General features: G+C 73.9%; 1 protein-coding gene (only partly in view). It reads left to right on the top strand.

The genetic code is table 11. The features are described 5' to 3' along the window. A protein-coding gene (locus tag HUO13_RS14885; protein ID WP_211901940.1) for a type I polyketide synthase crosses the window boundary here: on the top strand, window positions 1-26,662 show its 5' portion. Its footprint extends 1,169 nt past the window's final position; 26,662 of the gene's 27,831 nt are visible here — the first part of the coding sequence; it begins with the start codon at window positions 1-3; its stop codon lies beyond the right edge, outside the window.

The following is a 26,662-nucleotide window of genomic DNA, read 5'->3' on the forward strand; positions in this document are numbered from 1 at the left end:
ATGGACAACGAGCAGAAGCTCCGGGACTACCTCAAGCGGGCCGGCGCCGACCTGCGGCGGTCCCGCGCGCGTGTGCAGGAGCTGGAGGACGCGGCGCGGGAGCCCATCGCCGTGGTCGGCATGAGCTGCCGCTATCCCGGCGACGTGAGCGCACCGGAGGACCTGTGGCGGATGGTAGCCGAGGGCCGCGACGGACTCTCCGGGTTTCCCACCGACCGCGGCTGGGACGTCGACGAGCTCGACACCGCGACCCGCTCCGGTGGGTTCCTGCACGACGCGAGCGAGTTCGACGCCGGCTTCTTCGGGATCTCCCCGCGTGAGGCGCTGGCGATGGACCCGCAGCAGCGCGTGCTGCTGGAGGTGGTCTGGGAGGCGTTCGAGCGCGCGGGCATCGACCCGGCTTCGGTGCGCGGCAGCCGCACCGGTGTGTTCATGGGGGCGATGGCGCAGGACTACCGCGTCGGGCCGGCCGACGACGTGGACGGCTTCCAGCTCACCGGAAACAGCGCGAGCGTCCTCTCCGGACGGTTGTCTTACACCTTCGGCGCGGTCGGCCCGGCGATCACCGTGGACACCGCGTGCTCGTCCTCGCTGGTGGCGCTGCACCTGGCCGCGCACTCGCTGCGCGCAGGGGAGTGCTCGCTGGCGCTGGCGGGCGGGGTCACGATCATGTCCAGCCCGGCGACGTTCCTGGAGTTCAGCAGGCAGGGCGGGCTGGCGGCCGACGGGCGTTGCCGTTCGTTCGCCGACAGCGCGGGCGGTACCGGCTGGGCCGAGGGCGCGGGCGTGCTGGTGCTGGAGAAGCTGTCCGACGCGCTCCGCAACGGGCACGAGGTGCTCGCGGTGGTGCGCGGCAGTGCGGTGAACCAGGACGGTGCGTCCAACGGGCTCACCGCGCCCAACGGCCCGTCGCAGCAGCGCGTCATCCAGCAGGCGCTGGTGAACGCGCGGCTGTCGGCGTCCGAAGTGGACGCCGTGGAGGCGCATGGGACCGGCACCGTGCTCGGTGATCCCGTCGAGGCGCAGGCGCTGCTGGCCACCTACGGTCAGGAGCGGGACCGTCCGCTGTGGCTGGGTTCGGTGAAGTCCAACATCAGCCACACCCAGGCCGCCGCCGGTGTCGCCGGCGTGATCAAGATGGTCATGGCGATGCGCCACGGCGTGTTGCCCCGGACGCTGCACGTGGACGAGCCGTCGTCGCATGTGGACTGGAGCAGCGGCGCGGTGCGGCTGCTGACCGAGCAGATCCCGTGGACGCAGGGCGATCAGCCCCGCCGCGCCGCGGTCTCGTCGTTCGGAATCAGCGGCACCAACGCGCACGCCATCATCGAGCAGGCCCCACCGGTCGAGGCCGAGCAGACCGAACCCGCGGTGGCCGCGGAGGTCGTGCCGATCGCGCTGTCCGGCAAGACCCGCGAGGCGCTGGGTGAGCAGGCCGCCCGGCTGCTGGAGGTGGTCGAGGCCGGAGAACCACGGCCGTTGGACGTCGCGTTGTCCACAACGACGACCCGAGCGGCCCTGGAACACCGCGCGGTGCTGACTGCGCACGACCGTGATGACGTGCTCGCCGGGCTCCGCGCGCTTGCCGCGGGCGAGGACGCGCGCGGTCTGGTCCGCGGCACGGCGCAGTCCGGTTCGAAGCTCGCGTTCCTGTTCACCGGGCAGGGTTCGCAGCGTCTGGGCATGGGGCGTGATCTGCACGCCCGGTTCCCGGTGTTCGCCGACGCGCTGGAGTCAGTGCTCGCGCAGCTCGACACAGAGCTGGACCGCCCGCTGCGGGAGGTCATGTTCGCCGAGCCCGGCACCGCGGAGGCGGCGCTGCTGGACCGGACCCGCTACGCCCAGCCCGCCGTCTTCGCCGTCGAGGTCGCTCTGCACCGGCTCGCCGAGTCGTGGGGCCTGCGTCCGGACTACCTGGCCGGTCACTCCATCGGTGAGATCGCTGCCGCTCACGTGGCGGGTGTGTTCTCGCTGGAGGACGCCTGCGCGCTGGTGTGCGCGCGGGGCCGGTTGATGCAGGAGTTGCCGCCCGGTGGCGTGATGATCGCGTTGCAGGCTGCCGAGGACGAGGTGGTGCCGCTGCTGACCGAGCGGGTGTCGGTTGCGGCGGTCAACGGGCCGAGCTCGGTGGTGGTCTCCGGTGATGGCGACGAGGCGGCCGCGGTCGCGGGGCATTTCGAGGCGCAGGGTCGTCGGGTCAAGCGGCTCAACGTCAGCCACGCGTTCCACTCGCCGTTGATGGAGCCGATGCTGGCGGAGTTCCGCGCGGTCGTGGAACGGCTTTCGCCGCAGGAACCGCTGCTGCCGATCGTGTCCACCGTTTCCGGTGCTCAGGCCACCGCGCGCGAGCTCGCCACGGCCGACTACTGGGTCGAGCACGTCCAGCGGGCCGTGCGGTTCCACGACGCGGTGAGCTGGCTCGGCGACCACGGCGTGCGGGCGTTCCTCGAGTTGGGGCCGGACGGGGTGCTCTCGGCCGCGGTTCCGGACTGCCTCGCGGACTCCTCCGCGCAGGAGGCTGTCGCCGTGCCGGCGCTGCGCGCCAAGCAGGACGAGGTATCCGCGATCACGCAGGCCGTTGCGCAACTCCACGCGCATGGCATCGCGGTGCGCTGGACGGAGTTCTTCGCCGGAACCGGGGCCCAGCGGATCGAGCTGCCCACCTACGCCTTCCAACGCCGGCGATTCTGGCCGAAGACGATGCGCGCCCAGGACGGTGACGTGCGCTCGGCCGGACTCGGTGCCGCGCACCACCCGCTGCTGGCCGCCGCGGTCTCGCTGGCCGACTCCGACGGCGTTCTGCTCACCGGGCGCTTGTCCGCGCAGACCCATCCCTGGCTGGCCGACCACACCGTGGGGGGCACGGCCCTGCTGCCCGGCACGGCGTTCGTGGAGCTGGCGATCCGCGCAGGCGACGAGGTCGGCTGCGACCGGATCGAGGAGCTGACACTGGCCGCGCCGCTGGTGCTGCCGGAACGAGGCGGCGTGCAGGTCCAGGTATGGCTGGGCGGGCCGGACGGGTCCGGGCGGCGCTCGCTCGCCCTGTACTCGCGGCCGGACGGCGATGACGAGCAGCCGTGGACCCGGCACGCCGACGGCGTGCTCACGGCCGCCGGGCCGGCCGAGGCGGCCGAGTTCGGCCCGGAGTGGCCGCCCGTCGGCGCGCAGCCGGTGGAGCTGGACGGGCTCTACGAGCGGCTGGCTTCGGAGGGCTTCGGCTACGGGCCGGTCTTCCAGGGCCTGCGCGCCGCGTGGCGGCGCGGCGACGAGGTGTTCGCCGAGGTCGCGCTGCCCGACTCGGCGGGCTCCGACGCCGCCGCGTTCGGCGTGCATCCCGCCCTGCTCGACGCGGCCCTGCACGCTTCGGTGTTCGCCGGGTTCGGCGAGGACGACCGCGGCAGGCTGCCGTTCTCGTGGGAGGGCGTGACGCTGCACGCCGGCGGCGCTTCGACCGCGCGGGTGCGCCTGACCCGCGCCGGTGACGACGCGGTGTCGCTGGAGGTGGCCGAGCAGTCGGGCGCGCCGGTCGCGTCGGTGGAATCGCTGGTGCTGCGGCCCGCCGGGGAACGCCGTCTGGGCGCGACCGAGCGCGAGTCGATGTTCCGGCTGGACTGGTCGCCGGTCGCGCCGCGCTCGTCGGCGCCCGAGAACGTCGCGGTGCTGGGGGCTGATCCCCTCGGCGTGCGGGCACTGCTGGGTGAGGTCCCGTTCGTCGAGGACATCGCTGAGCTCCCGGACGAGGCCGAGGTCGTGCTCGTCCCCGTGCACGGTGGGACACCGTCGCCGGCGGCCGTGCACGAGCTGACCGCGCACGTGCTGGCGATCGCGCAGTCCTGGCTCGAGCGCTCCACCGGCGGGCGGCTGGTGTTCGTCACGCGCAGCGCGACCGGCGGCGACGATCTGCCTGCCTCGGCGGTGTGGGGACTGGTCCGCACCGCGGAGGCCGAAACCCCCGGCCGGTTCGGGCTGATCGACCTCAGCGGAGATGCCCGGAGCGACGCGGCGCTGCTGCCGCAGGCGATCGGTCTGGCCGACGAACCGCAACTGCGCGTGCAGGGGGCACAACTGCAGGCCGCGCGGCTGGTGCGAGCGTCGCTGCCAGAAGCCACCGCGCCGGAGTGGAACCCCGAGGGCACGGTGCTGATCACCGGCGGCACCAGCGGCCTCGGGGCGATGTTCGCCCGGCACCTGGTGACCGAGCGCGGTGTGCGGCACCTGCTGCTTTGCAGCCGTCGCGGTGCGGAGTCCGAAGGCGTGGGCGAGCTGGTCGGCGTGCTCGCCGAGCACGGGGCGGAGGACGTGCGGGTGGCCGTCTGCGACGCGGCCGATCGGGAGGCCGTCGCCGACCTGGTCGCCGGGATCCCGGCCGAGCACCCGCTCACCGCGGTCGTCCACGCTGCGGGCGTCCTCGACGACGGAGTGCTGGAGTCGATGACGCCGGAGCGGGTTTCCACCGTGCTGCGCCCGAAGGTGGACGCGGCCTGGAACCTGCACGAGATCACCCGCGGCCACGACCTCGACGCGTTCGTCCTGTTCTCCTCCCTGGCCGGGGCGGTCGGAGCCACCGGGCAGGCGAACTACTCCGCGGCCAACGCCTTCCTCGACGCGCTGGCCCGGCATCGGCGCGGCGCCGGGCTGCCCGCGTTGTCGCTGGCCTGGGGTCCGTGGTCGTCCTCGGGCGGGATGACCGGCGGGCTGGCCGAAACCGACCTGCACCGGCTGGCCGCCAGCGGGACCCCGCCGCTGGAGCCGGAGCAGGGCATCGCCCTGTTCGACGCCGCGCTCGGAGCAGGCGAGCCGGTGCTGCTGCCGGTGCGCCTGGACCTGCCGGTGCTGCGCTCGCGCGGCGGCGTCCCGGCGTTCCTGCGCGGCCTGATCCGCACGCCCGCGCGGCGTTCCGCGGTCACTGGCTCCGGCAGGGCGGCCGGGCTGGTGCAGCGGCTCGCCGCGCTCGACGCCGGAGAACGTCTCGAGGCCGTGCTCGACCTGGTGCGCAGCCAGGTCGCGGCGGTGCTCGGGCACGGCGGAGCCGACGACATCGAGCCCGACCGCGCGTTCCAGGACCTCGGTTTCGACTCGCTGACCGCCGTGGAGCTGCGCAACCGCCTGGCCACCGCCACCGGCCTGCGGGTCTCGGCGACCGTCGTGTTCGACTACCCGACCTCGCGGGCGCTGGCCGAGTACGTGCTGGGTGAGCTGGTCGGCGCGGAGTCCGCCGAAGACACCGCGGCACCGGTGGCGGTGTCCGGCGACCCGATCGTGATCGTCGGCATGGCCTGCCGCTACCCGGGTGGCGTGTCGTCACCGGATGAGCTGTGGCGGCTGGTGCGGGAGGGCACCGACGCGATCTCCGGGTTGCCCGCCAACCGCGGCTGGGATCTCGACGCGCTCTACGACGCCGACCCCGACAACCTCGGCACCGCCTACACCCGCTCCGGCGGGTTCCTGCACGAGGCCGCGGAGTTCGACCCCGCCTTCTTCGGGATGAGCCCGCGGGAGGCGCTGGCCACCGACCCGCAGCAGCGGCTCCTGCTGGAGTCGTCGTGGGAGGCCGTCGAGCGCGCCGGGATCGACCCGAAGTCGTTGCGCGGCAGCCGGACCGGCGTGTTCGCGGGGGTGATGTACAACGACTACGGCGCGGTTCTCGCGGGCGGGGAGTACGAGGGCCTGCAGGGCAGCGGCACCTCCGCGAGCATCGCCTCGGGCCGCGTCGCCTACACCCTCGGCCTGGAAGGCCCCGCGGTGACCGTCGACACCGCCTGTTCGTCCTCGCTGGTGGCGATGCACTGGGCGATGCAGGCCCTGCGCGCGGGGGAATGCTCGCTGGCGCTGGCCGGCGGTGTCACCGTGATGTCCACCCCGGCGGCGCTGGTCGAGTTCTCCCGGCAGCGCGGGCTTTCCCCGGACGGTCGCTGCAAGGCGTTCTCCGACGACGCCGACGGCGTGGGCTGGTCCGAAGGCGTCGGGATGCTGGTGCTGGAACGGCTCTCCGACGCCCGCCGCAACGGGCACGAGGTGCTGGCCGTGGTGCGCGGCTCCGCGGTCAACCAGGACGGGGCCTCCAACGGGCTGACCGCGCCGAACGGGCCCTCGCAGCAACGCGTGATCCGGCAGGCGCTCGCGAGCGGCGGTCTGTCCACATCGGACGTCGACGTGGTGGAGGCGCACGGTACCGGCACCCGTCTCGGTGACCCGATCGAGGCGCAGTCCCTGCTGGCCACCTACGGCCAGGACCGCGAGCACCCGGTGCTGCTCGGGGCGGTCAAGTCCAACCTCGGCCACACCCAGGCCGCCGCGGGCGTGGCGGGCGTGATCAAGATGGTCATGGCGATGCGCCACGGGGTGCTGCCGCGCACGCTGCACGCCGACGAGCCGTCCTCGCACGTGGACTGGGAGTCGGGTGCGGTCGAGCTGCTGACCGCCGAGACCGCCTGGCCGGACGTGGGCCGCCCCCGTCGCGCCGGGGTGTCGTCCTTCGGCATCAGCGGCACCAACGCGCACCTCGTTCTCGAACAGCCCGAGGCCGCGCCCGCCGCCGAGCGCGGCACCAGCGGCGGGGTCGTGGCCTGGCACCTCTCCGGCCGGACCCGCGACGCCCTGCGCGCTCAGGCGGCCCGGTTGGTCGCCCATGTCGAATCCGATCCGGATCTCGCCCCGGCCGACGTGGCGCATTCGCTGGCCACCACCCGCTCGGCCTTCGAGCAGCGCGCCGCCGTGGTAGGCAGCGACCGCGGCGAACTCCTCGGCGCGCTACGCGCGCTGGCAGCGGACCGGCCCGACCCCGCGCTGGTCGCCGGTGAGACCCAGCCGGGCAAGCTCGCGGTGCTGTTCACCGGGCAGGGCAGCCAACGACCCCGCATGGGACGGGAGCTCTACGACGGGCACCCGGTGTTCGCCGCCGCTCTGGACGAGGTGCTGGCGCATTTCGACGCCGGCTTCGACCGGCCGGTGCGCGAGGTCCTGTTCGCCGAGCCCGGCACCGCCGAGGCCGGACTGCTCGACCACACCGGCTACGCCCAGCCCGCGCTGTTCGCGCTGGAGGTGGCGCTGTACCGGCTGGTCGAGTCGTGGGGCGTCAAGCCGGCGCAGGTGGCGGGCCACTCCATCGGCGAGCTCGTCGCGGCGCACGTGGCCGGGGTGCTCTCGCTGGCCGACGCGTGCGCGCTGGTCTCCGCCCGTGCCCGGCTGATGCAGCGGTTGCCCATGGGTGGAGCGATGATCGCCGTGCAGGCCACCGAAGAAGAGGTGGCGCCGCTGCTCACCGGCGGGGTCTCCCTCGCCGCGGTGAACGGCCCGGACTCGGTGGTGATCTCCGGCGCGGACGAGGCCGTCGGCGCGGTCGCCGCGCGGTTCGCCGGCCGCAGGACCAAGAGGCTGTCGGTGAGCCACGCCTTCCACTCGCCGCTGATGGAGCCGATGCTCGCCGATTTCCGCGCGGTCGCCGAGGAGTTGACCTACCAGCGGCCGGAAATCCCGGTCGTGTCCAACGTGACCGGTGCGCCGGCCACCGAGGCGGAGCTGTGCTCGCCGGAGTACTGGGTCGAGCACGTGCGCGCGACGGTGCGGTTCGCCGACGGCGTGCGCGCCATGGCCGAGGCCGGGGCGCGGACCTTCCTGGAGCTGGGCCCGGACGGCGTGCTGAGCGCGATGGCGCAGGAGGTCCTCGGCGACGAGGCCGAGTCCGTGCCCGCCCAGCGCGCCGAGCGGGGAGAGGTCTTCTCGCTCACCGCCGCGCTGGCCCGACTGCACGTGCGGGGCGTCCCGGTGGACCTGTCGGCGATGTTCCCCGGTGCGCGGGTCGACCTGCCGACCTACGCCTTCCAGCGCGAGCCGTACTGGCCGGAGACCAGCGCGCTCGCCGCGCGCGTGGACGAGGACGACGAGCTGTGGGGCGCGGTCGAACGAGGTGATGGCGAGGAGCTCGCCGCGCTTCTCGGGCTGGAGGACTCCCAGCACGCCTCGCTGTACTCGCTGCTGCCCGCGCTGTCGTCCTGGCGGCAGGGCAGGCACGAGAAGGCGCTGCTGGACTCGTGGCGCTACCGCATCGACTGGCGCCCGCTGAGCACCCCGGCGCCGGCCGTGCTGGACGGCACCTGGCTGCTGGTCACCACCGAGGACGCCGAGCGCGGCGACGTGGTCGAAGCCCTGCAGGCGCACGGCGCGAGCGTGCGCGAGGTCGTGCTGGACGAGGACTGCCTGGACCAGCAGGCGATGGCCGAACGGCTGGCGGACCTGGAAGCGGTGGCCGGGATCGTCTCGCTGCTGGCGGCGGAGGAGCGGCCCGGCGCCGCGCAACCCGCGCTCGCCGCCGGGCTCGCGCTGACCGTGGTGCTCACCCAGACGCTCGGAGACCTGGCCCCGGACACGCCACTGTGGACGCTCACCCGGGGTGCGGTGTCGACCGGCCCCGATGATCCGGTCACCAGCCCGGCGCAGGCCGCGGTGTGGGGCTTCGGCCGCGTCGCCGCCCTGGAACACCCCCAGCGCTGGGGCGGGCTGGTGGACCTGCCCGCGAAGCTGGACCGGCAGGGCGGGGCGCGACTGGCGTGCGCGCTGAGCGGGCTCGACGGGGAGGACCAGATCGCGGTGCGCGCGTCCGGTGTCCGCGGGCGGCGGTTGCTGCACCACCCGATCGCCGGGAGCGCGCGCGAGTTCCGCCCGTCCGGGACGGCGCTCGTCACCGGAGGTACCGGTGCCCTCGGAGCGGAGGTCGCCCGCTGGCTGGCGCGCAGCGGGATCGACCGGCTCGTGCTCACCAGCCGCCGAGGTGCGGACGCCCCCGGCGCGGGCGAACTCGCCGCAGAGCTGCGCGACCTCGGTGCGCGGGTCCACATCGCCGCCTGCGACGTGGCCGATCGCGAGGCGCTGGCCGCGGTGCTGGCGGAGATCCCGCAGGAGCACCCGCTCACCGGAGTGGTGCACGCGGCCGGGATCGGGCAGGACAACCCGATCGCGCACACCGGCCTGGCCGAGTTCGCCACCGTCATGTCGGCGAAGGTGGCCGGGGCGGCGAACCTGGACGCGCTGCTCGGTGACCGCGAGCTGGACTTCTTCGTGTTGCTGTCCTCGATCGCCGGGGTCTGGGGCAGCGGCGGGCAGAGCGCATACGGCGCGGCGAACGCGCAGCTCGACGCGATCGCCGAGCACCGCCGCGCTCGCGGACTGACCGCCACCGCGATCGCGTGGGGGCCGTGGGCGGAGGCTGGCATGGCCACCGGCGAGGCCATGGCGGACTCGCTGCGCCGCCAGGGCCTCGGCATGCTCGCGCCGGAACGCGCCGTCGCCGAGCTCGCACGCGCCGTCGTGCAGCGCGACGTGGCGGTGACCGTCGCCGACGTGGACTGGTCGCGTTACCACCCGGTCTTCACCTCGGGTCGCCCGAGCCCGCTGCTCTCCGAGCTCCCCGGCGTCCGCGCGCTGGACGGGCCGGCCGATGAGCCGGGCGGCGAGGTCGCGGCCCGGCTGCGCGGGCTGGACCAGGACGAGCAGCAGCGCGTGCTGCTGGACCTGGTGCGCACCGAGGCCGCGGCGGTGCTGGGGCACGCCTCGGCCGACCGGGTGCCCGAGCGCCGCGCGTTCCGCGACATCGGCTTCGACTCGCTGACCGCCGTGGAGCTGCGCAAGCGGCTGGCGGCCGCGACCGGGTTGGCGCTACCGAGCACGCTGGTCTTCGACTACCCGAGCGCCCAGGCTCTGGCTGCCTTCCTGCAGGGCGAACTGGTCGGCGCCGCCGAGGAGAACCAGGTCGCCGCCGCCGCGGTCGCCACCGGCGAGCCGGTCGCGATCATCGGCATGGCCTGCCGGTTCCCGGGCGGCTCGAACACCCCGGAGCAGCTCTGGGACCTGGTCTCCGGCGGAGCCGACGCGATCTCCGACTTCCCGGTGGACCGGGGCTGGGACGTCGACCGGCTCTACGACCCGGACCCGGACCGGGCGGGCACCACGTACTCCACGCAGGGCGGATTCCTGCACGACGCCGGGCGGTTCGATCCCGGGTTCTTCGGGATCTCGCCGCGCGAGGCGCTGTCGATGGACCCGCAGCAGCGGTTGCTGCTGGAGACCACCTGGGAGTCCTTCGAGCGCGCCGGGATCGACCCGGACTCGCTGCGCGGCAGCCGCACCGGCACCTACGTCGGCTCCAGCTTCCAGGACTACGGCAGCGGCGCGACCGAAGGCTCCGAAGGCCACATGGTCACCGGCACCAGTCCGAGCGTGCTGTCCGGCCGGCTGTCCTACCTGTTCGGCCTGGAGGGCCCGGCGGTCACTGTGGACACCGCGTGTTCGTCCTCGCTGGTCGCGCTGCACCTGGCCTGCCAGTCGCTGCGCAACGGCGAGAGCGACCTGGCGCTGGCCGGCGGGGCGACGGTGATGCCGGTGCCCGACGCGTTCATCGCGTTCAGCCGCCAGCGGGGGCTGGCCCAGGACGGGCGGTGCAAGGCGTTCTCCGACGACGCCGACGGCATGACGCTGTCGGAGGGCGTCGGGATGCTGCTCGTGGAACGCCTTTCCGACGCGCGCCGCAACGGGCACGCGGTGCTGGCGGTGGTGCGCGGCTCGGCGGTGAACCAGGACGGCGCGTCCAACGGACTGACCGCGCCGAACGGTCCGTCGCAGCAGCGGGTGATCCGGCAGGCGCTGACCAACGCGCGCCTGTCGGCCACGGACGTGCAGGTCGTGGAGGCGCACGGCACCGGAACCGCGCTGGGCGACCCGATCGAGGCGCAGGCGTTGCAGGCCACCTACGGCCGCGACCGAGACCCGGCGAGCCCGCTGCTGCTGGGCTCGGTGAAGTCCAACATCGGCCACACCCAGTCCGCCGCCGGGGTGGTCGGCGTGATCAAGATGGTGCTGGCGATGCGGCACGGCGTGCTGCCGAAGACGCTGCACGCCGACCAGCCCTCCTCGCACATCGACTGGTCGCCGGGCACGGTGGCGCTGCTGCACGAGAACACCGAGTGGCCCCAGGCCGAGGTCCGCAGGTGCGGCGTGTCGTCGTTCGGCATCAGCGGCACGAACGCCCACGCCGTCCTGGAGCAGCCTTCGGCGGAAGACGAGACCGCTGCCGAACCGCGGGTCGTCGAGGTCCCGTGCGATGCGGTGCCGTGGGTGCTCTCGGCCCGGGGCGAGTCCGCGCTGCGTGCGCAGGCGGCGAAGCTCGCCGCCCACGTCGGCGGCGAGCGGCCGGTGGACGTCGCGCACTCGTTGCTGAGCTCGCGCGCCCGGTTCGAGCACCGCGCGGTGTTCGTCGGAACCGACCGCGACGAGCTGGTGAGCTCGCTGGAGACCTTCGCCGCGGGGCAGGCAGGGACCGGCGTGGCGCACGGGGTCGCCGAGGCCGACGGCGGGACGGTGTTCGTCTTCCCCGGCCAGGGCTCGCAGTGGGCGGGAATGGGCGCGCGGTTGCTGGCGGAGTCTTCGGTGTTCGCCGAGCGGCTCACCGAGTGCGCCGCCGCGCTGGAGCCGTTCGTGGACTGGTCGCTGCTGGACGTGCTGCGCGAGGCCGAAGGAGCGCCGTCGCTGGAGCGCGTGGACGTGGTGCAGCCCGCGTCGTTCGCGATGATGGTCTCGCTGGCCGCGCTGTGGGAGCACCACGGCGTCGTCCCGGACGCGGTGGTCGGGCACTCGCAGGGCGAGATCGCCGCCGCCTGCGTCTCCGGCGCGCTGTCGCTGGAGGACGCCGCGCGGGTGGTGGCCCTGCGCAGCCAGGCGATCGCCCGGACGCTGGCCGGTGCCGGCGGCATGATGTCGATCGCGCTGCCGGCCGCCGAGGTCGAAGCCCGCATCGGCGCGGGGCTGTCGGTCGCGGCGGTCAACGGACCGCGTTCGGTCGTGGTCTCCGGAGACCCGTCGGCGCTGGAGGATCTGCGGGCGGAGCTGACCGCCGAGGACGTGCGGGTGCGGCGCATCGCCGTGGACTACGCCTCGCACTCCGCGCACGTCGAAGCGCTCGAGGCCGAACTGCTCGACGTGCTCGCCCCCGTGGCGCCGCGAACCCCGAGCGTGCCGTTCTTCTCCACGGTCACCGGGGACTGGCTCGACACCACCGGCATGGACGCCGCCTACTGGTACCGGAACCTGCGTCAGACCGTGGGCTTCGAACCCGCCATCCGCGCTCTCGTCGAGCAGGAGCACGGGGTGTTCGTCGAGATCAGCCCGCACCCGGTGCTGACGATCGGCGTGCAGGAGACCGTCGAGGCGGCCGGGCGGCCGGTCGTGGCCTGCGGCACGCTGCGCCGGGACCAAGGCGGCGTGGACCGGTTCCTGCTGTCGGCGGGGGAGCTGTTCGCCAGGGGCGTCGCCGTGGACTTCGGCCCTGCGCTGGCCGGGACCGGGGCACGGCGTGTGGACCTGCCGACCTATGCGTTCCAGCACGAGCACCTCTGGGCCCTGCCCGCCGCGCCGGCGCCGGCCGTGCGCGAGTCCGACGCGGCGGAGGCGGAGTTCTGGGCCGCCGTCGAAGCCCAGGACCTCGACTCGCTGACCGATCGCCTCGACGTGGACGAGGACTCGCTGGCGGCGGTGCTGCCCGCGCTCTCGTCGTGGCGACGCGCACGCACCGATGAATCCACTGTGGATTCATGGCGCTACCGGGTCGTCTGGAAGCCGCTGAGCGGCATCGGTTCGGCGGTGCTGTCCGACACCTGGCTGGTGGTGACCGCCGCGGGAGTGGACGACTCGGCGGTGACCGCCGCGCTGACCGCCAACGGGGCGAGGGTGCGGCGCGTGGAACTGGACGAGTCGTGCCTGGACCGCGAGGCAGCCACCGCACGCCTGGCCGCGGAGATCTCAGCGGCCGAGGACGCCGAGCGGATCGCCGGTGCGGTGTGCCTGCTGGCGTTGGCCGAGCAGCCCACCACGCGCTACCCCGAGCTCCCGCTCGGCCTGGCGCTGTCGGTGACCCTGGTCCAGGCCCTCGGCGATGCCGAGGTCGAAGCCCCGCTGTGGCTGCTCACCCGCGGCGCCGTGGCCACCACCCGCGCCGAACGGGTCACCAACCCGGAGCAGGCGCAGGTCCTCGGCCTCGGCTGGACCGCCGCGCTGGAGCACCCGCAGCGCTGGGGCGGCGTGCTCGACCTGCCCGAGCACCTCGACGAGCGGGCCGGGCAGCGGCTGTCCGCCGCGCTGGCCGGGATCGGCGAGGAGGACCAGCTCGCCGTCCGCGCCTCGGGGGTCTTCGCCCGCCGCGTCGTGCGCGCCCCGGCGGGTGACCGCGCGCCGGCGCGCTCCTGGACCCCGCGGGGGACCACGCTGGTCACCGGAGGCACCGGCACCCTCGCACCGCATCTGGCGCGCTGGCTGGCCGAGCAGGGCGCCGAGCACATCGTGCTCACCAGCCGCCGCGGCGCGCAGGCACCGGGAGCGGCCGAGCTGCTCGCCGAACTGACCGAGCTGGGTGCCGACGCCGAGATGCTGCCCTGCGACCTCGGCGACCGCGAGTCGGTCCGGAACCTGTTGGCGCACCTGGAGAACGAAGGCCGCACGGTTCGCACCGTGCTGCACACCGCGGCGTTCATCGGCCTGGAGCCGATCTCCGAGGCCACGACCGAGTCGTTCGCCGACGTGCTGCGCGCGAAGGTGGTGGGCGCCCGGCTGCTGGACGAACTGCTCGACGACGACCGGCTCGACGCCTTCGTGCTGTTCTCCTCGACCGCGGGCATGTGGGGAAGCGGCAGGCACGCCGCCTACGTCGCGGGCAACGCCTACCTCGCCGCGCTGGCCGAGAACCGCCGTGCTCGCGGGCTGACCGCCACATCGGTCTCGTGGGGGATCTGGGCCGACGACCAGAAGCTCGGACGCGTCGACCCGGACGAGATCCGCCGCAGCGGGCTGGTCTTCATGCCCCCAGGGCTGGCGCTGGCGGGGCTGCGCGGTGCCCTGGAGCACGACGAGACCGCGCTCGCGGTCGCCGACGTGGACTGGGACCGCTACCACCCGGTGTTCGCCGCCGCCCGCCCGACCGCGCTGTTCGACGAGATCCCCGAGGTCCGCGCGATCGCGGAGCGGGCCGAGCAGGCCAGTGCGAGCGCCGTGGGCGGCGAGTTCGCCGCGGCACTGCGCAGCCGGCCGGCTGCGGAGCAGAAGCGGATGCTGCTCGATCTGGTGCGCGCCGAGGCCGCCACGGCCCTCGGGCACACCTCGTCGGAGGCCCTCGGCGAACGCCGCGCGTTCCGGGACGCCGGGTTCGACTCGCTGACCGCGGTGGAGCTGCGCAACCGGATCGCCGCGGCGACCGGCCTCACGCTGCCGACCACGATGGTCTTCGACCACCCGAACCCCTCGGCGCTGGTGGAGTTCCTGCGCACCGAGATCGCCGGGACGACCGCCGTGGAGACCGGCTCCACGACCGCAGGGGCCGTCGATGACGAACCGATCGCCATCGTCGGCATGAGCTGCCGCTACCCCGGCGGGGTCAGCTCTCCGGAGCAGCTGTGGGAGCTGCTGGTCAGCGGTGCGGACGTGATCTCGGAGTTCCCCGCCGACCGCGGCTGGGACGCCGAGGGCCTCTACGACCCCGACCCGGACCGGCAGGGCAGGACCTACTCCACGCGCGGCGGGTTCCTGCACGACGCGGCCGACTTCGACGCGGAGTTCTTCGGGATCTCCCCGCGCGAGGCGCTGGCGATGGACCCGCAGCAGCGCCTGCTGCTGGAGACCACCTGGGAGGTCTTCGAGCGCGCCGGGATCGACCCGGAACGGCTGCGCGGCAGCAGCACGGGTGCGTTCATCGGCGCGAGCTACCAGGACTACAACGCCAACGCCGCCGACGGCTCCGAGGGCCACATGATCACCGGCGCGCTGGCGAGCATCCTGTCCGGGCGGCTGAGCTATCTGTACGGGTTGGAAGGACCGGCGGTCACGCTGGACACCGCGTGCTCGTCCTCGCTGGTCGCGCTGCACCTGGCGTGCCAGTCGCTGCGACGGGGGGAGAGCTCGCTGGCGCTGGCGGGCGGAGTGTCGGTGATGTCGACGCCCAGCGCGTTCGTCGGCTTCAGCCGCCAGCGCGCGATGGCCGCCGACGGCCGCTGCAAGGCCTACTCGGACTCGGCCGACGGCATGAGCCTGGCCGAGGGCATCGGCCTGGTCCTGGTGGAGCGGCTGTCCGACGCGCGCCGCAACGGGCACCCGGTGCTGGCGCTGGTGCGGGGCTCGGCCATCAACTCCGACGGCGCGTCCAACGGGCTGACCGCGCCCAACGGGCTGTCGCAGCAGCGCGTGATCCGCGCGGCGCTGACCGACGCCGGTGTGCGGCCGCAGGAGGTCGACGTCGTGGAGGGCCACGGCACCGGCACGGCGCTGGGTGACCCGATCGAGGCGCAGGCGTTGCTGGCGACCTACGGGCAGGACCGGGAGCGGCCGCTGCTGCTGGGGTCGGTGAAGTCCAACATCGGGCACACCCAGATGGCCTCCGGAGTCGCGGGTGTCATCAAGATGGTCATGGCGCTGCGGCACGGCAGCGCGCCGCGCTCGCTGCACCTGGACCAGCCGTCCTCGCACGTGGACTGGTCGTCCGGGGCGATCGAACTGCTCGGCTCGCAGGCCGAGTGGCCCGACACCGGGCGTCCGCGCCGCGCCGCGGTGTCGTCGTTCGGGCTCAGCGGCACCAACGCGCACGCGATCCTGGAGCAGCCACCGGCGGCGGAGGAGCAGGCGGGGACGCCGATCGGCGGCGTCGTCCCGGCGCTGCTGTCGGCGCGCACCGAAACCGCTCTGCGCGCGCAGGCCGCGCGACTGCTGTCCGGGGCCGACGAGCTGAACCTGACCGATCTGGCGTTCTCACTGGCCACCGCCCGGTCCCGGTTCGAGCGGCGGGCAGCGGTCGTCGCGGCGGACCAGGCCGGGCTGCGCGCCGGGCTCACCGCGCTGCGCGATGGCCTTCCGGCCGGGAACCTGGTGCTGGGCAGGGCTTCCGGCGGTCGGATGGCGTTGCTGTTCACCGGTCAGGGCAGCCAGCGCGCCGGGATGGGCGGTCGGCTGTACGGCCGGTTCCCGGTGTTCGCCGACGCCCTCGACGAGGTGCTGGCCTGCCTGGACGCCGAACTCGACACCCCGATGCGGGACGTCCTGTTCGCGGAGGCCGGTACCGAGCAGGCCGCGCTGCTGGACACCACCGCCTTCACCCAGCCCGCGCTGTTCGCACTGGAGGTGGCGCTGTTCCGGCTGGTGGAGAGCTGGGGCGTGCGCCCGGACTACCTGGCGGGACATTCCGTCGGTGAGATCGCTGCCGCTCACGTGGCGGGTGTGTTCTCGCTGGAGGACGCGTGCGCGCTGGTCGCGGCCCGCGGCCGGCTCATGGGGGCGCTCCCCGAAGGCGGCGCGATGATCTCCATGCAGGCCGCGGAAGACGAGGTGGTGCCGCTGCTGACCGAGCGGGTGTCGGTTGCGGCGGTCAACGGTCCGCACTCGGTCGTCGTGTCCGGTGATGGCGACGAGGCGGCCGCGGTCGCGGGGCATTTCGAGGCGCAGGGTCGTCGGGTCAAGCGGCTCAACGTCAGCCACGCGTTCCACTCGCCGTTGATGGAGCCGATGCTGGCGGAGTTCCGGGGCGTCGCCGAGTCGGTCACCTACCGTGCCCCGACGATCCCGATCGTGTCGACCCTGACCGGCTCGCCCGCCACCGCGGAACGGCTGTGCACGGCCGACTACTGGGTCGAGCACGTGCGCGGCACGGTCCGCTTCGCCGACGCCGTGCGGTACCTGGCCGAGGCCGGTACCACCACCATGGTGGAGCTCGGCCCGGACGGCGCGCTGTCGGGCATGGCCAGGGAGACCGTCGGTGACGACGCGCTGCTGGTACCGGTGCTGCGCCGCGACCGCGACGAGACCGAGGCGATCACGACGGCGCTGGCCCGGCTCGAGGTCACCGGGCTGGACGTGGACTGGCCGGAGTTCTTCGCCGGCTCCGGAGCCCGTCTCGTCGACCTGCCCACCTATGCCTTCCAGCGCACGCGGTTCTGGCCGGAGCGGACCGCCGCGGAAGAAGCCGCGGTCGACACGGTGGACGCGGAGTTCTGGGCGGCGGTGGAGCGGTCCGACACCTCCGCGCTGGCCTCCGGGCTGGACTTGGACGAGCAGACCGTGCGCACGATGGTGCCCGCGCTGTCGTCCTGGCGCCGCAAGCGCCAGGAGAACTCCACTGTGGACGGATGGCGGTACCGCTGCACCTGGAAGCCCGTGCGCGGCGGGGACAGCGCACCCGGGGGCACGTGGCTGGTGCTGACGCCGGCATCGGTCGACGAGGACCGGATGAACCACGTGCTGGAAGCGCTCGGCGCCGACGTCGTGCGCGTCGAGGTGCCCCGCGCGGACCGCGCCGAGCTGGCCTGGCGGCTGCGGACCGAGGCCGACGACGCCGGTTTCCCGCACGGCAGTGATGGGTTCGCCGGAGTCGTGTCCCTGCTCGCGCTCGGCGGCGGCGAGACCGTGCCGGACGTCCCGGCGGGACTGCTGCTCAACACCGCGGCCGTCCAGGCTCTCGCCGACGCCGGGATCGACGCCCCGCTGTGGCTGCTGACCGGCGGAGCGGTCGCCGTCGGCCGGGCCGAGCAGGGCACCGTCCCGGAGCAGGCCGCGGTGTGGGGCCTCGGGCGGACGCTCGCGCTGGAGCAGCCGCAGCGCTGGGGCGGGTTGATCGACCTCCCGGCGAGCGGGGAGAACGTCGCCGAGCGCCTCGCCGCGGTGCTCGGCGGCAGCGAGGACCAGGTGGCCGTGCGGCCGTCCGGGATCTTCGCGCGCCGGCTCGTCCACGCCCCGGTCTCGGCGGAGGAGGAGAAGCCCTTCAGCGTCGGCGGGACCGCTATGGTCACCGGAGGCACCGGCGGAATCGGCCGCCGCGTCGCCCGCTGGCTCGCCGAGTCGGGCGCGCAGCATCTGCTGCTGGTCAGCCGCCAGGGTCAGGACGCCCCGGGTGCCGAGCAACTGCGCGCGGAGCTCGCCGAGCTCGGTGCGCGGGTCACGATCGCGGCCTGCGACGTCGCGGACCGGGACGCGCTGGCCGCGCTGCTGCGCGAGGTCCCGGAGGAGTTCCCGCTGACCACGGTGCTGCACACCGCCGGGGTCGTCGACGACGGCGTGCTCGACGCGCTGAGCCCGGAGCAGTTCCGGTCGGTGCTGCGCAGCAAGGTCACCTCGGCCCGCAACTTGCACGAGCTCACCGCCGGGGTGGACCTGTCGGCGTTCGTGCTGTTCTCCTCCACCGCGGGGACCATCGGCGGGGCCGGGCAGGGCAACTACGCCGCGGCCAACGCCTACCTCGACGCGCTGGCCGAGGCCCGCCGCGCGGCCGGGCTGCCCGCGACCTCGATCGCGTGGGGCCCGTGGGCGGAGGCGGGCATGGCCGTGGACGGCGGCGTCCAGGACCGGGTGCGGCGCGGCGGATTCAGCCCGATGGCACCGCAACGGGCCATCGCGGCGCTGCGCCGAGCCCTGGAGCAGGACGACACCGTGCTCGCGGTCGCCGACGTCGACTGGGAGCGGTTCGTCGCGGCCTTCGCCGCCACACGGCCGAACCCGCTGGTCAGCGACCTGCCGGAGGTTCGTGAGAGCCGCGCGGACGAGGCCGTCCCGGTCTCCGGCGGACTGACTGCGCGACTGGCCGACCTACCGGCGCCTCAGCGCCGCCCGGTCGTGCTGGACCTGCTGCTGGCCCAGGTCGCGGTGGTGCTCGGGCACTCCGATCCCGCGGCGATCGACGTGGAGCGCGCCTTCAGCGACCTCGGGTTCGACTCGCTGACCACGGTCGAGCTGCGCAACGCGCTGGCCGCCGCGACCGGGCTCGACCTGCCGTCCACCCTGGTCTTCGACCACCCGACGCCGCTGGCCCTGGCGGACTTCCTGCTGGCCGGGCTCGTCGGCTCCCTGCCGCAGGACGCGCCCGCCGCTCTCACCCGGACCGACGACGACCCGATCGCCATCGTCGGCATCGGCTGCCGCTTCCCCGGCGGAGTCCGCTCCCCGGAGGACCTGTGGGAGCTGCTGGCCTCCGGCGGTGACGCGATCGGCCCGTTCCCGACCGACCGGGGCTGGGACCTCGACGCGCTGGCGGCGGGGGCCTCAGCCACCCGCGAGGGCGGGTTCCTGGACGGCGTCGCCGACTTCGACGCGCCGTTCTTCGGGATCTCCCCGCGTGAAGCCCTGGCCATGGACCCGCAGCAGCGGCTGCTGCTGGAGACCACCTGGGAGGCGCTGGAGCGGGCCGCGATCGACCCGGAACGGCTGCGCGGCAGCGACACCGGCGTGTTCGTCGGCACCAACGGTCAGGACTACGCCGACCTGCTGCGCAAGGCGGCCGCGGACGTGCAGGGCCACGTCGCCACCGGCAACACCGCCAGCGTGATGTCCGGGCGGCTGTCCTACACCCTGGGCCTGGAGGGACCCGCGGTCACGGTGGACACCGCGTGCTCGTCCTCGCTGGTCGCGCTGCACTGGGCCGCGAACGCGCTGCGCGGCGGCGAGTGCTCCCTGGCGCTGGCCGGCGGCGTGTCGGTGATGTCGGGGCCGGACTCGTTCGTCGAGTTCAGCACGCAGAGCGGGCTCGCCCCGGACGGGCGCTGCAAGGCGTTCTCCGACGCCGCCGACGGCACCGCCTGGTCCGAGGGAGTCGGGATTCTGGTGCTGGAGCGGCTTTCCGACGCGGTGCGCAACGGGCGCGAGATCTGGGGCGTGGTGCGCGGCGGCGCGGTCAACCAGGACGGTGCCTCCAACGGCCTGACCGCACCGAACGGGTTGGCGCAGCAGCGGGTGATCCGGCGGGCGCTGGCCGACGCTGGACTGTCCACGATGGACGTCGATGTGGTGGAGGCGCACGGCACCGGCACCCGGCTCGGTGACCCGATAGAGGCGCGGGCGCTGCTGGCGACCTACGGCCGCGAGCGTTCCGAGCCGCTGCTGCTGGGCGCGGTCAAGTCCAACCTCGGCCACGCCCAGGCCGCCGCCGGGGTGGCGGGCGTGGTCAAGGCCGTACTGGCGATGCGGCACGGCGTGCTGCCGAAGACACTGCACGCCGAGAACCCCACCACCCATGTCGACTGGGAGACCGGCGCGATCGAGCTGCTGAGGGCCGAGACCGCCTGGCCGGACGCGGGTCGTCCGCGCCGGGCCGGGGTGTCGGCGTTCGGCGTCAGCGGCACCAACGCGCACCTGATCGTCGAGCAGGCGCCCGAGCACACCGCGGCACGTCCAGAGCCGCGCGTGCGGCCGCAGATGGTGCCGTGGGTGGTGTCCGGGCGGTCCGGACCCGCGCTGGACGCGCAGATCGAGCAGCTGACCGGGTTCGCGGCAGGCTCCGACGAGTCCGCAGTGGACATCGCCTACTCGCTGGCCACCGGGCGCGCTGCGCTGCGGCACCGGGCGGTGCTGCTGTCCACTTCAGACGGTGTTGTCGAGGCGGCGCGCGGGGTCGCGGAGGCGGCGGGCGGCCGCAGCGCCTTCCTGTTCTCGGGTCAGGGTTCGCAGCGGGTGGGGATGGGTCGTGAGTTGTGCGGCCGGTTCCCGGTGTTCGCTGAGTCTTTGGATGAGGTGTGTGCTCATCTGGACTTGGAGCTGGATCGTCGGTTGCGGGAGGTGATGTTCGCTGAGGAGGGCTCTCCGGAGTCGGCGTTGTTGGATGAGACGGGGTGGACGCAGCCGGCGTTGTTCGCCTTCGAGGTGGCGTTGTACCGGCTGGTCGAATCCTGGGGCATCGTGCCGGATCACGTGACCGGTCACTCGGTGGGAGAGATCGCCGCGGCGCACGTCGCCGGTGTGCTCTCGCTCCCGGACGCCGCGAAGCTCGTGGCCGGACGAGCGCGGTTGATGCAGGCTCTCCCGGCGGGCGGAGTCATGGTGTCGGTGCAGGCCGCCGAGGACGAGGTCCTGCCATTGCTGACCGAACAGGTGTCGGTCGCCGCGGTCAACGGCCCGGAGGCCGTGGTCGTCGCGGGTGAGGCCGAAGCCGCCCGAGCCGTCGCCGCGCACTTCGCCGAGCAGGGCCGCCGGACCCGCGAGCTCCCCGTCAGCCACGCCTTCCACTCGCCGCTGATGGACCCGATGCTCGGCGATTTCCGCCGCGTGGCCCGCGGACTGTCCTTCGAGCCACCGCGAATCCCGGTCGTGTCGAACCTGACAGGTGAAGTCGCCACCGCCGAGCAGCTGTGCGACCCGGAGCACTGGGTCCGTCACGTCCGCCGCCCGGTGCGCTTCGCCGACGGCGTGCGCAGCCTGCGCGACCACGGCGTCACCCGCTTCCTGGAAATCGGCCCGGACGGCGTGCTGACCGCCCTCGCGCAGCAAAGCCTCGCCGACGCCGAGGCGCCACTGCTGGTCGCGTCGCTGCGCAAGGACCGGGGCGAGGAGATCGCACTGACGACGGCGCTGGCCCGCCTGCACACCGCAGGCGTGCGGATCGACTGGGAGGCGTTCTTCGACGGCACTGCCGCTCGAACGGTCACCCTGCCCACCTACGCCTTCCAGCGCGAGCGGTTCTGGCCGGAACCGGCGGTGCACGCCGATCCGCTGGACGGCGAGTTCTGGACGGCCGTGGAAAGCGAGGATCTGGGCTCGCTCGCGCAGACCTTGGACGTCGACGACGAGGCGCTGTCGAGCGTCGTCACGGCCCTGTCGTCCTGGCGGCGGGAACGCCACGAACAGTCCGTTGTGGACGAATGGCGTTACGTCACGACGTGGAAGCCGCTGCCGGCGCCGCCGCCGAGCGGGGCGTCGCGGGGCGACTGGCTGGTGCTGGTGCCGGAGGGTGCCTCGGACGACTGGACCCGAGCGGTCCGCGATGCGCTGTCCGGTGCGGAGTTCCGCGAAGTCAACGCCGGTGCGCTGCCGGATCTCGCCGGCGGTTATGCGGGTGTCGTCTCGTTGCTGGGTGCTCGCCCGGTGGAGTTGCTGTCCGCGCTGGAGGCGCGAGGTGTCTCGGCGCCGCTGTGGCTGCTCACCCGCGGCGCCGTCGCGGTCGGGGCCTCGGAGGAGCCCGGCGCCGAGGCCGAGCTATGGGGCCGCGGACACGTCGCGGCGCTGGAGCACCCGGCGCGCTGGGGAGGACTGGTCGATCTGCCGGAACAGCCCGAGGAGCGGGCCATCTCCCGGCTGCCCGGTGTGCTCGGTGGTGAGGAAGACCAGGTGGCGGTACGTGCCACCGGCGCGTTCGGACGCAGGCTGGTGCACGCCCCGGCGCCCGGCTCCTCCCCGTGGCATCCCCACGGCACCGTCCTGGTGACCGGCGCCGAGGATGAGGCCGGTGGTCACCTCGCCCGCTGGCTCGCGGACAGCGGAGCCGAGCACGTGGTGTTTCTCGGAACCGGCCCGCAGCTCGATGTGCCCACCACGGTCCTCGACTGCGACCCGGCCGACCGCGAGGCGCTGGCCGGCGCCCTGGCGGAGCTGACCGGACTCACCGCGGTGTTCCACACCGGAACCGCGCAGGTCGCGGAGAACCTGGACGCGCTGACGGCCGGGATGCAGCTCGAAGCCTTCGTGCTGATGTCCTCGATCGCCGCCACGTGGGGCGTGCGCGGTCGCGCCGAGGACGCAGCGGCCGGCGCTCGGCTCGAAGCCCTGGCCAGGCGGCGACGGGCCCGCGGGCTGCCCGCTCTGCTGGTGTCCTGGAGCGCATGGGACGTCGCGGAGAACGAGGCCGCGGCGCACCAGCGGTTCAACGGGCTCGCGGCGCTGGCTTCGCGGCGGGCGCTGACCGCCCTCGGCCGCGCCATCGGCGGCGACGAGACGGTGCTGACCATCGCCGACGTCGATTGGCCGACGTTCGCTCCCGCGTTCACCGCCGAGCGGCCGAGCCCGCTGCTGGCCGAACTGCCGGAGGCCGTGCGGGACGAGCCCGGCGCGAACGCGCTGCGCAAGGACCTCGCGGATATGCCGGAGTCCGAGCGCACCGAGCGCATCCTCGAGCTGGTCCGCACCTCCGCCGCCCGCGTGCTCGGCTTCGCCGACCCCGAAGCGCTGGAAGGGGAGCTGGCGTTCCGCGACCTCGGCTTCGACTCGCTCACCGCCGTGGACCTGCGCAACATCCTCACCGCTGAGACAGGGCTGGCGCTGCCAGCCACGCTCGTCTTCGACCACCCGACCCCCAACGCCCTGGCCGCGCACCTGAACTCCGAGCTCAGCGGTACGAGAACGGAGGCCGCCGCCGCGGCTCCGGTCGCGGTCGAGGACGACCCGGTCGTGATCGTCGGCATGAGCTGCCGCTATCCCGGCGGCGTCCGCTCGCCGGAGGACCTGTGGCGGCTGCTGCGCGACGAGGTCGACGCCATCGGCCCGGCACCGACCGACCGCGGCTGGGACCTGTCGGCGATGGCGGTCCGGGAAGGCGGTTTCCTGCCCGGCGCCGCCGACTTCGACCCCGGGTTCTTCGGCATCTCCCCGCGCGAGGCGCTGGTGATGGACCCGCAGCAGCGGATCACGCTGGAGGCGGCGTGGGAGGCGCTGGAACGCGCCGGCATCGACCCCGCTTCGCTGCGCGGCACCGACGCGGGCGTGTTCGTCGGTGGCGGCACCGGTGACTACCAGCCGCCTGCCGGGCAGATCGGGCACGCCAGGACCGCGCAGTCGGCGAGCCTGATCTCCGGACGCCTCGCCTACACGTTCGGCCTGGAGGGCCCGACCGTCACGGTGGACACCGCCTGCTCGTCCTCTCTGGTCGCGCTGCACCAGGCCGCCCAGGCACTGCGCACCGGGGAGTGCTCGATCGCGCTTGCCGGCGGGGTCACGGTGATGTCGAGCCCGGTCGGGTTCGTGGAGTTCGGCGAGATGGGGGCGCTGTCGCCGGACGGGCGCTGCCGCGCGTTCGCCGAGGCCGCCAACGGCACCGGCTGGGCCGAAGGCGTCGGGATGCTTGTGGTCGAGCGGTTGTCCGACGCGCGGCGCAACGGGCACGAGGTGCTCGCGGTGCTACGCGGTTCGGCGATCAACTCCGACGGCGCCTCCAATGGGCTGACCGCGCCGAACGGGCTGGCGCAGCAGCGGGTGATCCGCAAGGCGCTGGCCGACGCGGGCCTGCCCGGCGGTGAGGTCGACGCGGTGGAGGCGCACGGCACCGGCACCCGCCTCGGTGACCCGATCGAGGCGCAGGCGTTGCTGGCGACCTACGGGCAGGACCGGGAGCGGCCGCTGCTGCTGGGGTCGGTGAAGTCCAACATCGGGCACACCCAGTCCGCCGCAGGCGTCGCCGGGGTGATCCGGACGGTGCTGGCGATGCGCCACGGCGTGCTGCCCAGGACGCTGCACGTCGACGAGCCCTCCACCCACGTGGACTGGAACTCGGGCGCGGTGCGGCTGCTGACCGGGGCCACTCCCTGGCCGGAGACCGGGCGCCCGCGGCGAGCCGCCGTGTCGTCGTTCGGCGCCAGCGGCACCAACGCGCACGTCGTGCTGGAACAGGCGCCGGCGACCGAGGTGGCCGAGCCCGTCGAGTCCCCGGCGACCGTGGTGCCGGTGGTCGTCTCGGGCCGCACACCCCAGGCTCTCCGGGCACAGGCCGCGCGGCTCGCCGGGCACGAGGGCGCACTCGCCGACCTCGCGCATTCGCAGGCCACGACCCGTGCGCACTTCGAGCACCGGGCCGCGGTGCTGGCCGAGGACCGCGACTCCCTGATCGCCGGGCTCACCGCGCTGGCCGAGGACCGCGCGGTCGGCAACGTGCTGCGCGGCGATGCCTCGCGGCCCGGAAAGCTGGCGTTGCTGTTCTCGGGCCAGGGTTCGCAGCGTGTGGGGATGGGTGCTGAGTTGTGTGGTCGGTTCCCGGTGTTCGCTGAGTCTTTGGATGAGGTGTGTGCTCATCTGGATCTGGAGCTGGATCGTCGGTTGCGGGAGGTGATGTTCGCTGAGGAGGGTTCTGCTGAGGCGGGGTTGCTGGATGAGACGGGGTGGACGCAGCCGGCGTTGTTCGCCTTCGAGGTGGCGTTGTACCGGCTGGTCGAGTCCTGGGGCCTGCGACCGAGCTTCCTGGCCGGGCACTCCATCGGTGAGCTCGCCGCCGCGCACGTGGCGGGGGTCTTGTCGCTGGCGGACGCGGCGAAGCTGGTGGCCGCGCGGGCGCGGTTGATGCAGGCGCTCCCGGATCGGGGAGCGATGATCTCGGTGCAGGCCACCGAGGACGAGGTGCTCCCACGGCTGACCGAGCAGGTGTCGGTCGCCGCGATCAACGGTCCCGGCTCCGTAGTGATCGCCGGGGCGGAGGCCGAGGTCGCCCGGATCGCGGACGAGCTCGCCGCGGAGGGTCGCAGGACCCGGCGCCTGCGGGTCAGCCATGCGTTCCACTCGCCGCTGATGGACGCCATGCTCGATGACTTCCGGCGCGTCGCACGGGAAGTCACCTATGACGCCCCGCAAGTGCCGGTCGTGTCGAACCTGACCGGTGACATCGCCACCGCCGAGCAGCTGTGCGACCCGGAGTACTGGGTGCGGCACGTGCGGCACGCGGTGCGCTTCGCCGACGGCGTGCGTACCCTCGCCGGTCGCGGCGTGCGCACCTTCTGCGAGCTCGGGCCGGACGCGGTGCTCTCCGCGCTGGTCACCGGCACGCTGGGGGCGGACGCCACGGCGGTCCCGGCCACGCGCCGCGACCGCGGCGAGGAGGCGGTCCTGGTGTCCGCGTTGGCCGAACTGCACGTCTCGGGCGCCTCGCCGCGGTGGTCGGAGTTCTTCGCCGGAACCGGTCGCCGGGTGGACCTGCCGACCTACGCCTTCCAGCACGAGCGCTTCTGGCCCGAGGCCCCCGAGCCCGAAGTCGCCGCGGAGGCATCGGACGAGACCTTCTGGAACGCCGTGGCGGAGGAGGACTTCGCCTCGCTCGCCAAGCGGCTGGACGTCGAGGACGAAGCCCTGGCGAAAGTCCTGCCGGCGTTGTCGGGCTGGCGCAAGCAGCACCAAGAGGAGTCCATCGTGGACTCCTGGCGGCACCGCTTCCACTGGAAGCCGCTGATCGCGAAGCCCTCGGCGCCACCGAGCGGGGACTGGCTGGCGGTGCTGCCCGAGGGCCTCGCGGACGAGTGGACCGAGCAGGTCCTCGGTGTGCTCGGTGCCTCGAAGCGCATCGAGGTCGGCGAGATCAGCCGCGCTGAGCTCACCGAGCGGTTGCGCGGGTGCTCGGCCACCGGTGTCGTGTCGCTGCTGGCCCTGCGGGATTCCGGCAACACCGTGCCGCAGGCACCGGCGCTGACCGCGACGCTGCTGCAGGCACTGGGCGATGCGGGTATCGACGCTCCGCTGTGGACGGTCACCCGCAGCGCGGTCTCCACCGGATGCTCGGAGGCCCCGGCGAACCCGGCGCAAGCCGGGGTGTGGGGGCTCGGACGGGTCGCCGCACTGGAGCACCCGGACCGCTGGGGCGGCCTGGTTGACCTTCCCGAACGGCTCGAAGCCAGGGTGACCGAGAGGTTCGCCGCCGTGCTGGCCGGGATCGACGGGGAGGACCAGGTCGCGGTGCGCTCCTCGGCGGTCTTCGGCCGGCGGCTGGTTCCCGAGCCGCAACGGCCGCGGACGAGCTGGTCGCCCACCGGCACCGTGCTGGTCACCGGCGGTACCGGCTCCCTCGGCGCGCGGGTCGCGCGCTGGCTCGCCGAGAACGGCGCGCGGCACCTGGTGCTGCTCAGCCGCAGCGGCCTGGACGCGCCCGGAGCGGCCGGACTCCGTGACGAGCTGGGGGCGATCGGGGCCTCGGCGGTGA

It is taken from the genome of Saccharopolyspora erythraea, from assembly GCF_018141105.1.
Classification (GTDB): domain Bacteria; phylum Actinomycetota; class Actinomycetes; order Mycobacteriales; family Pseudonocardiaceae; genus Saccharopolyspora_D; species Saccharopolyspora_D erythraea_A.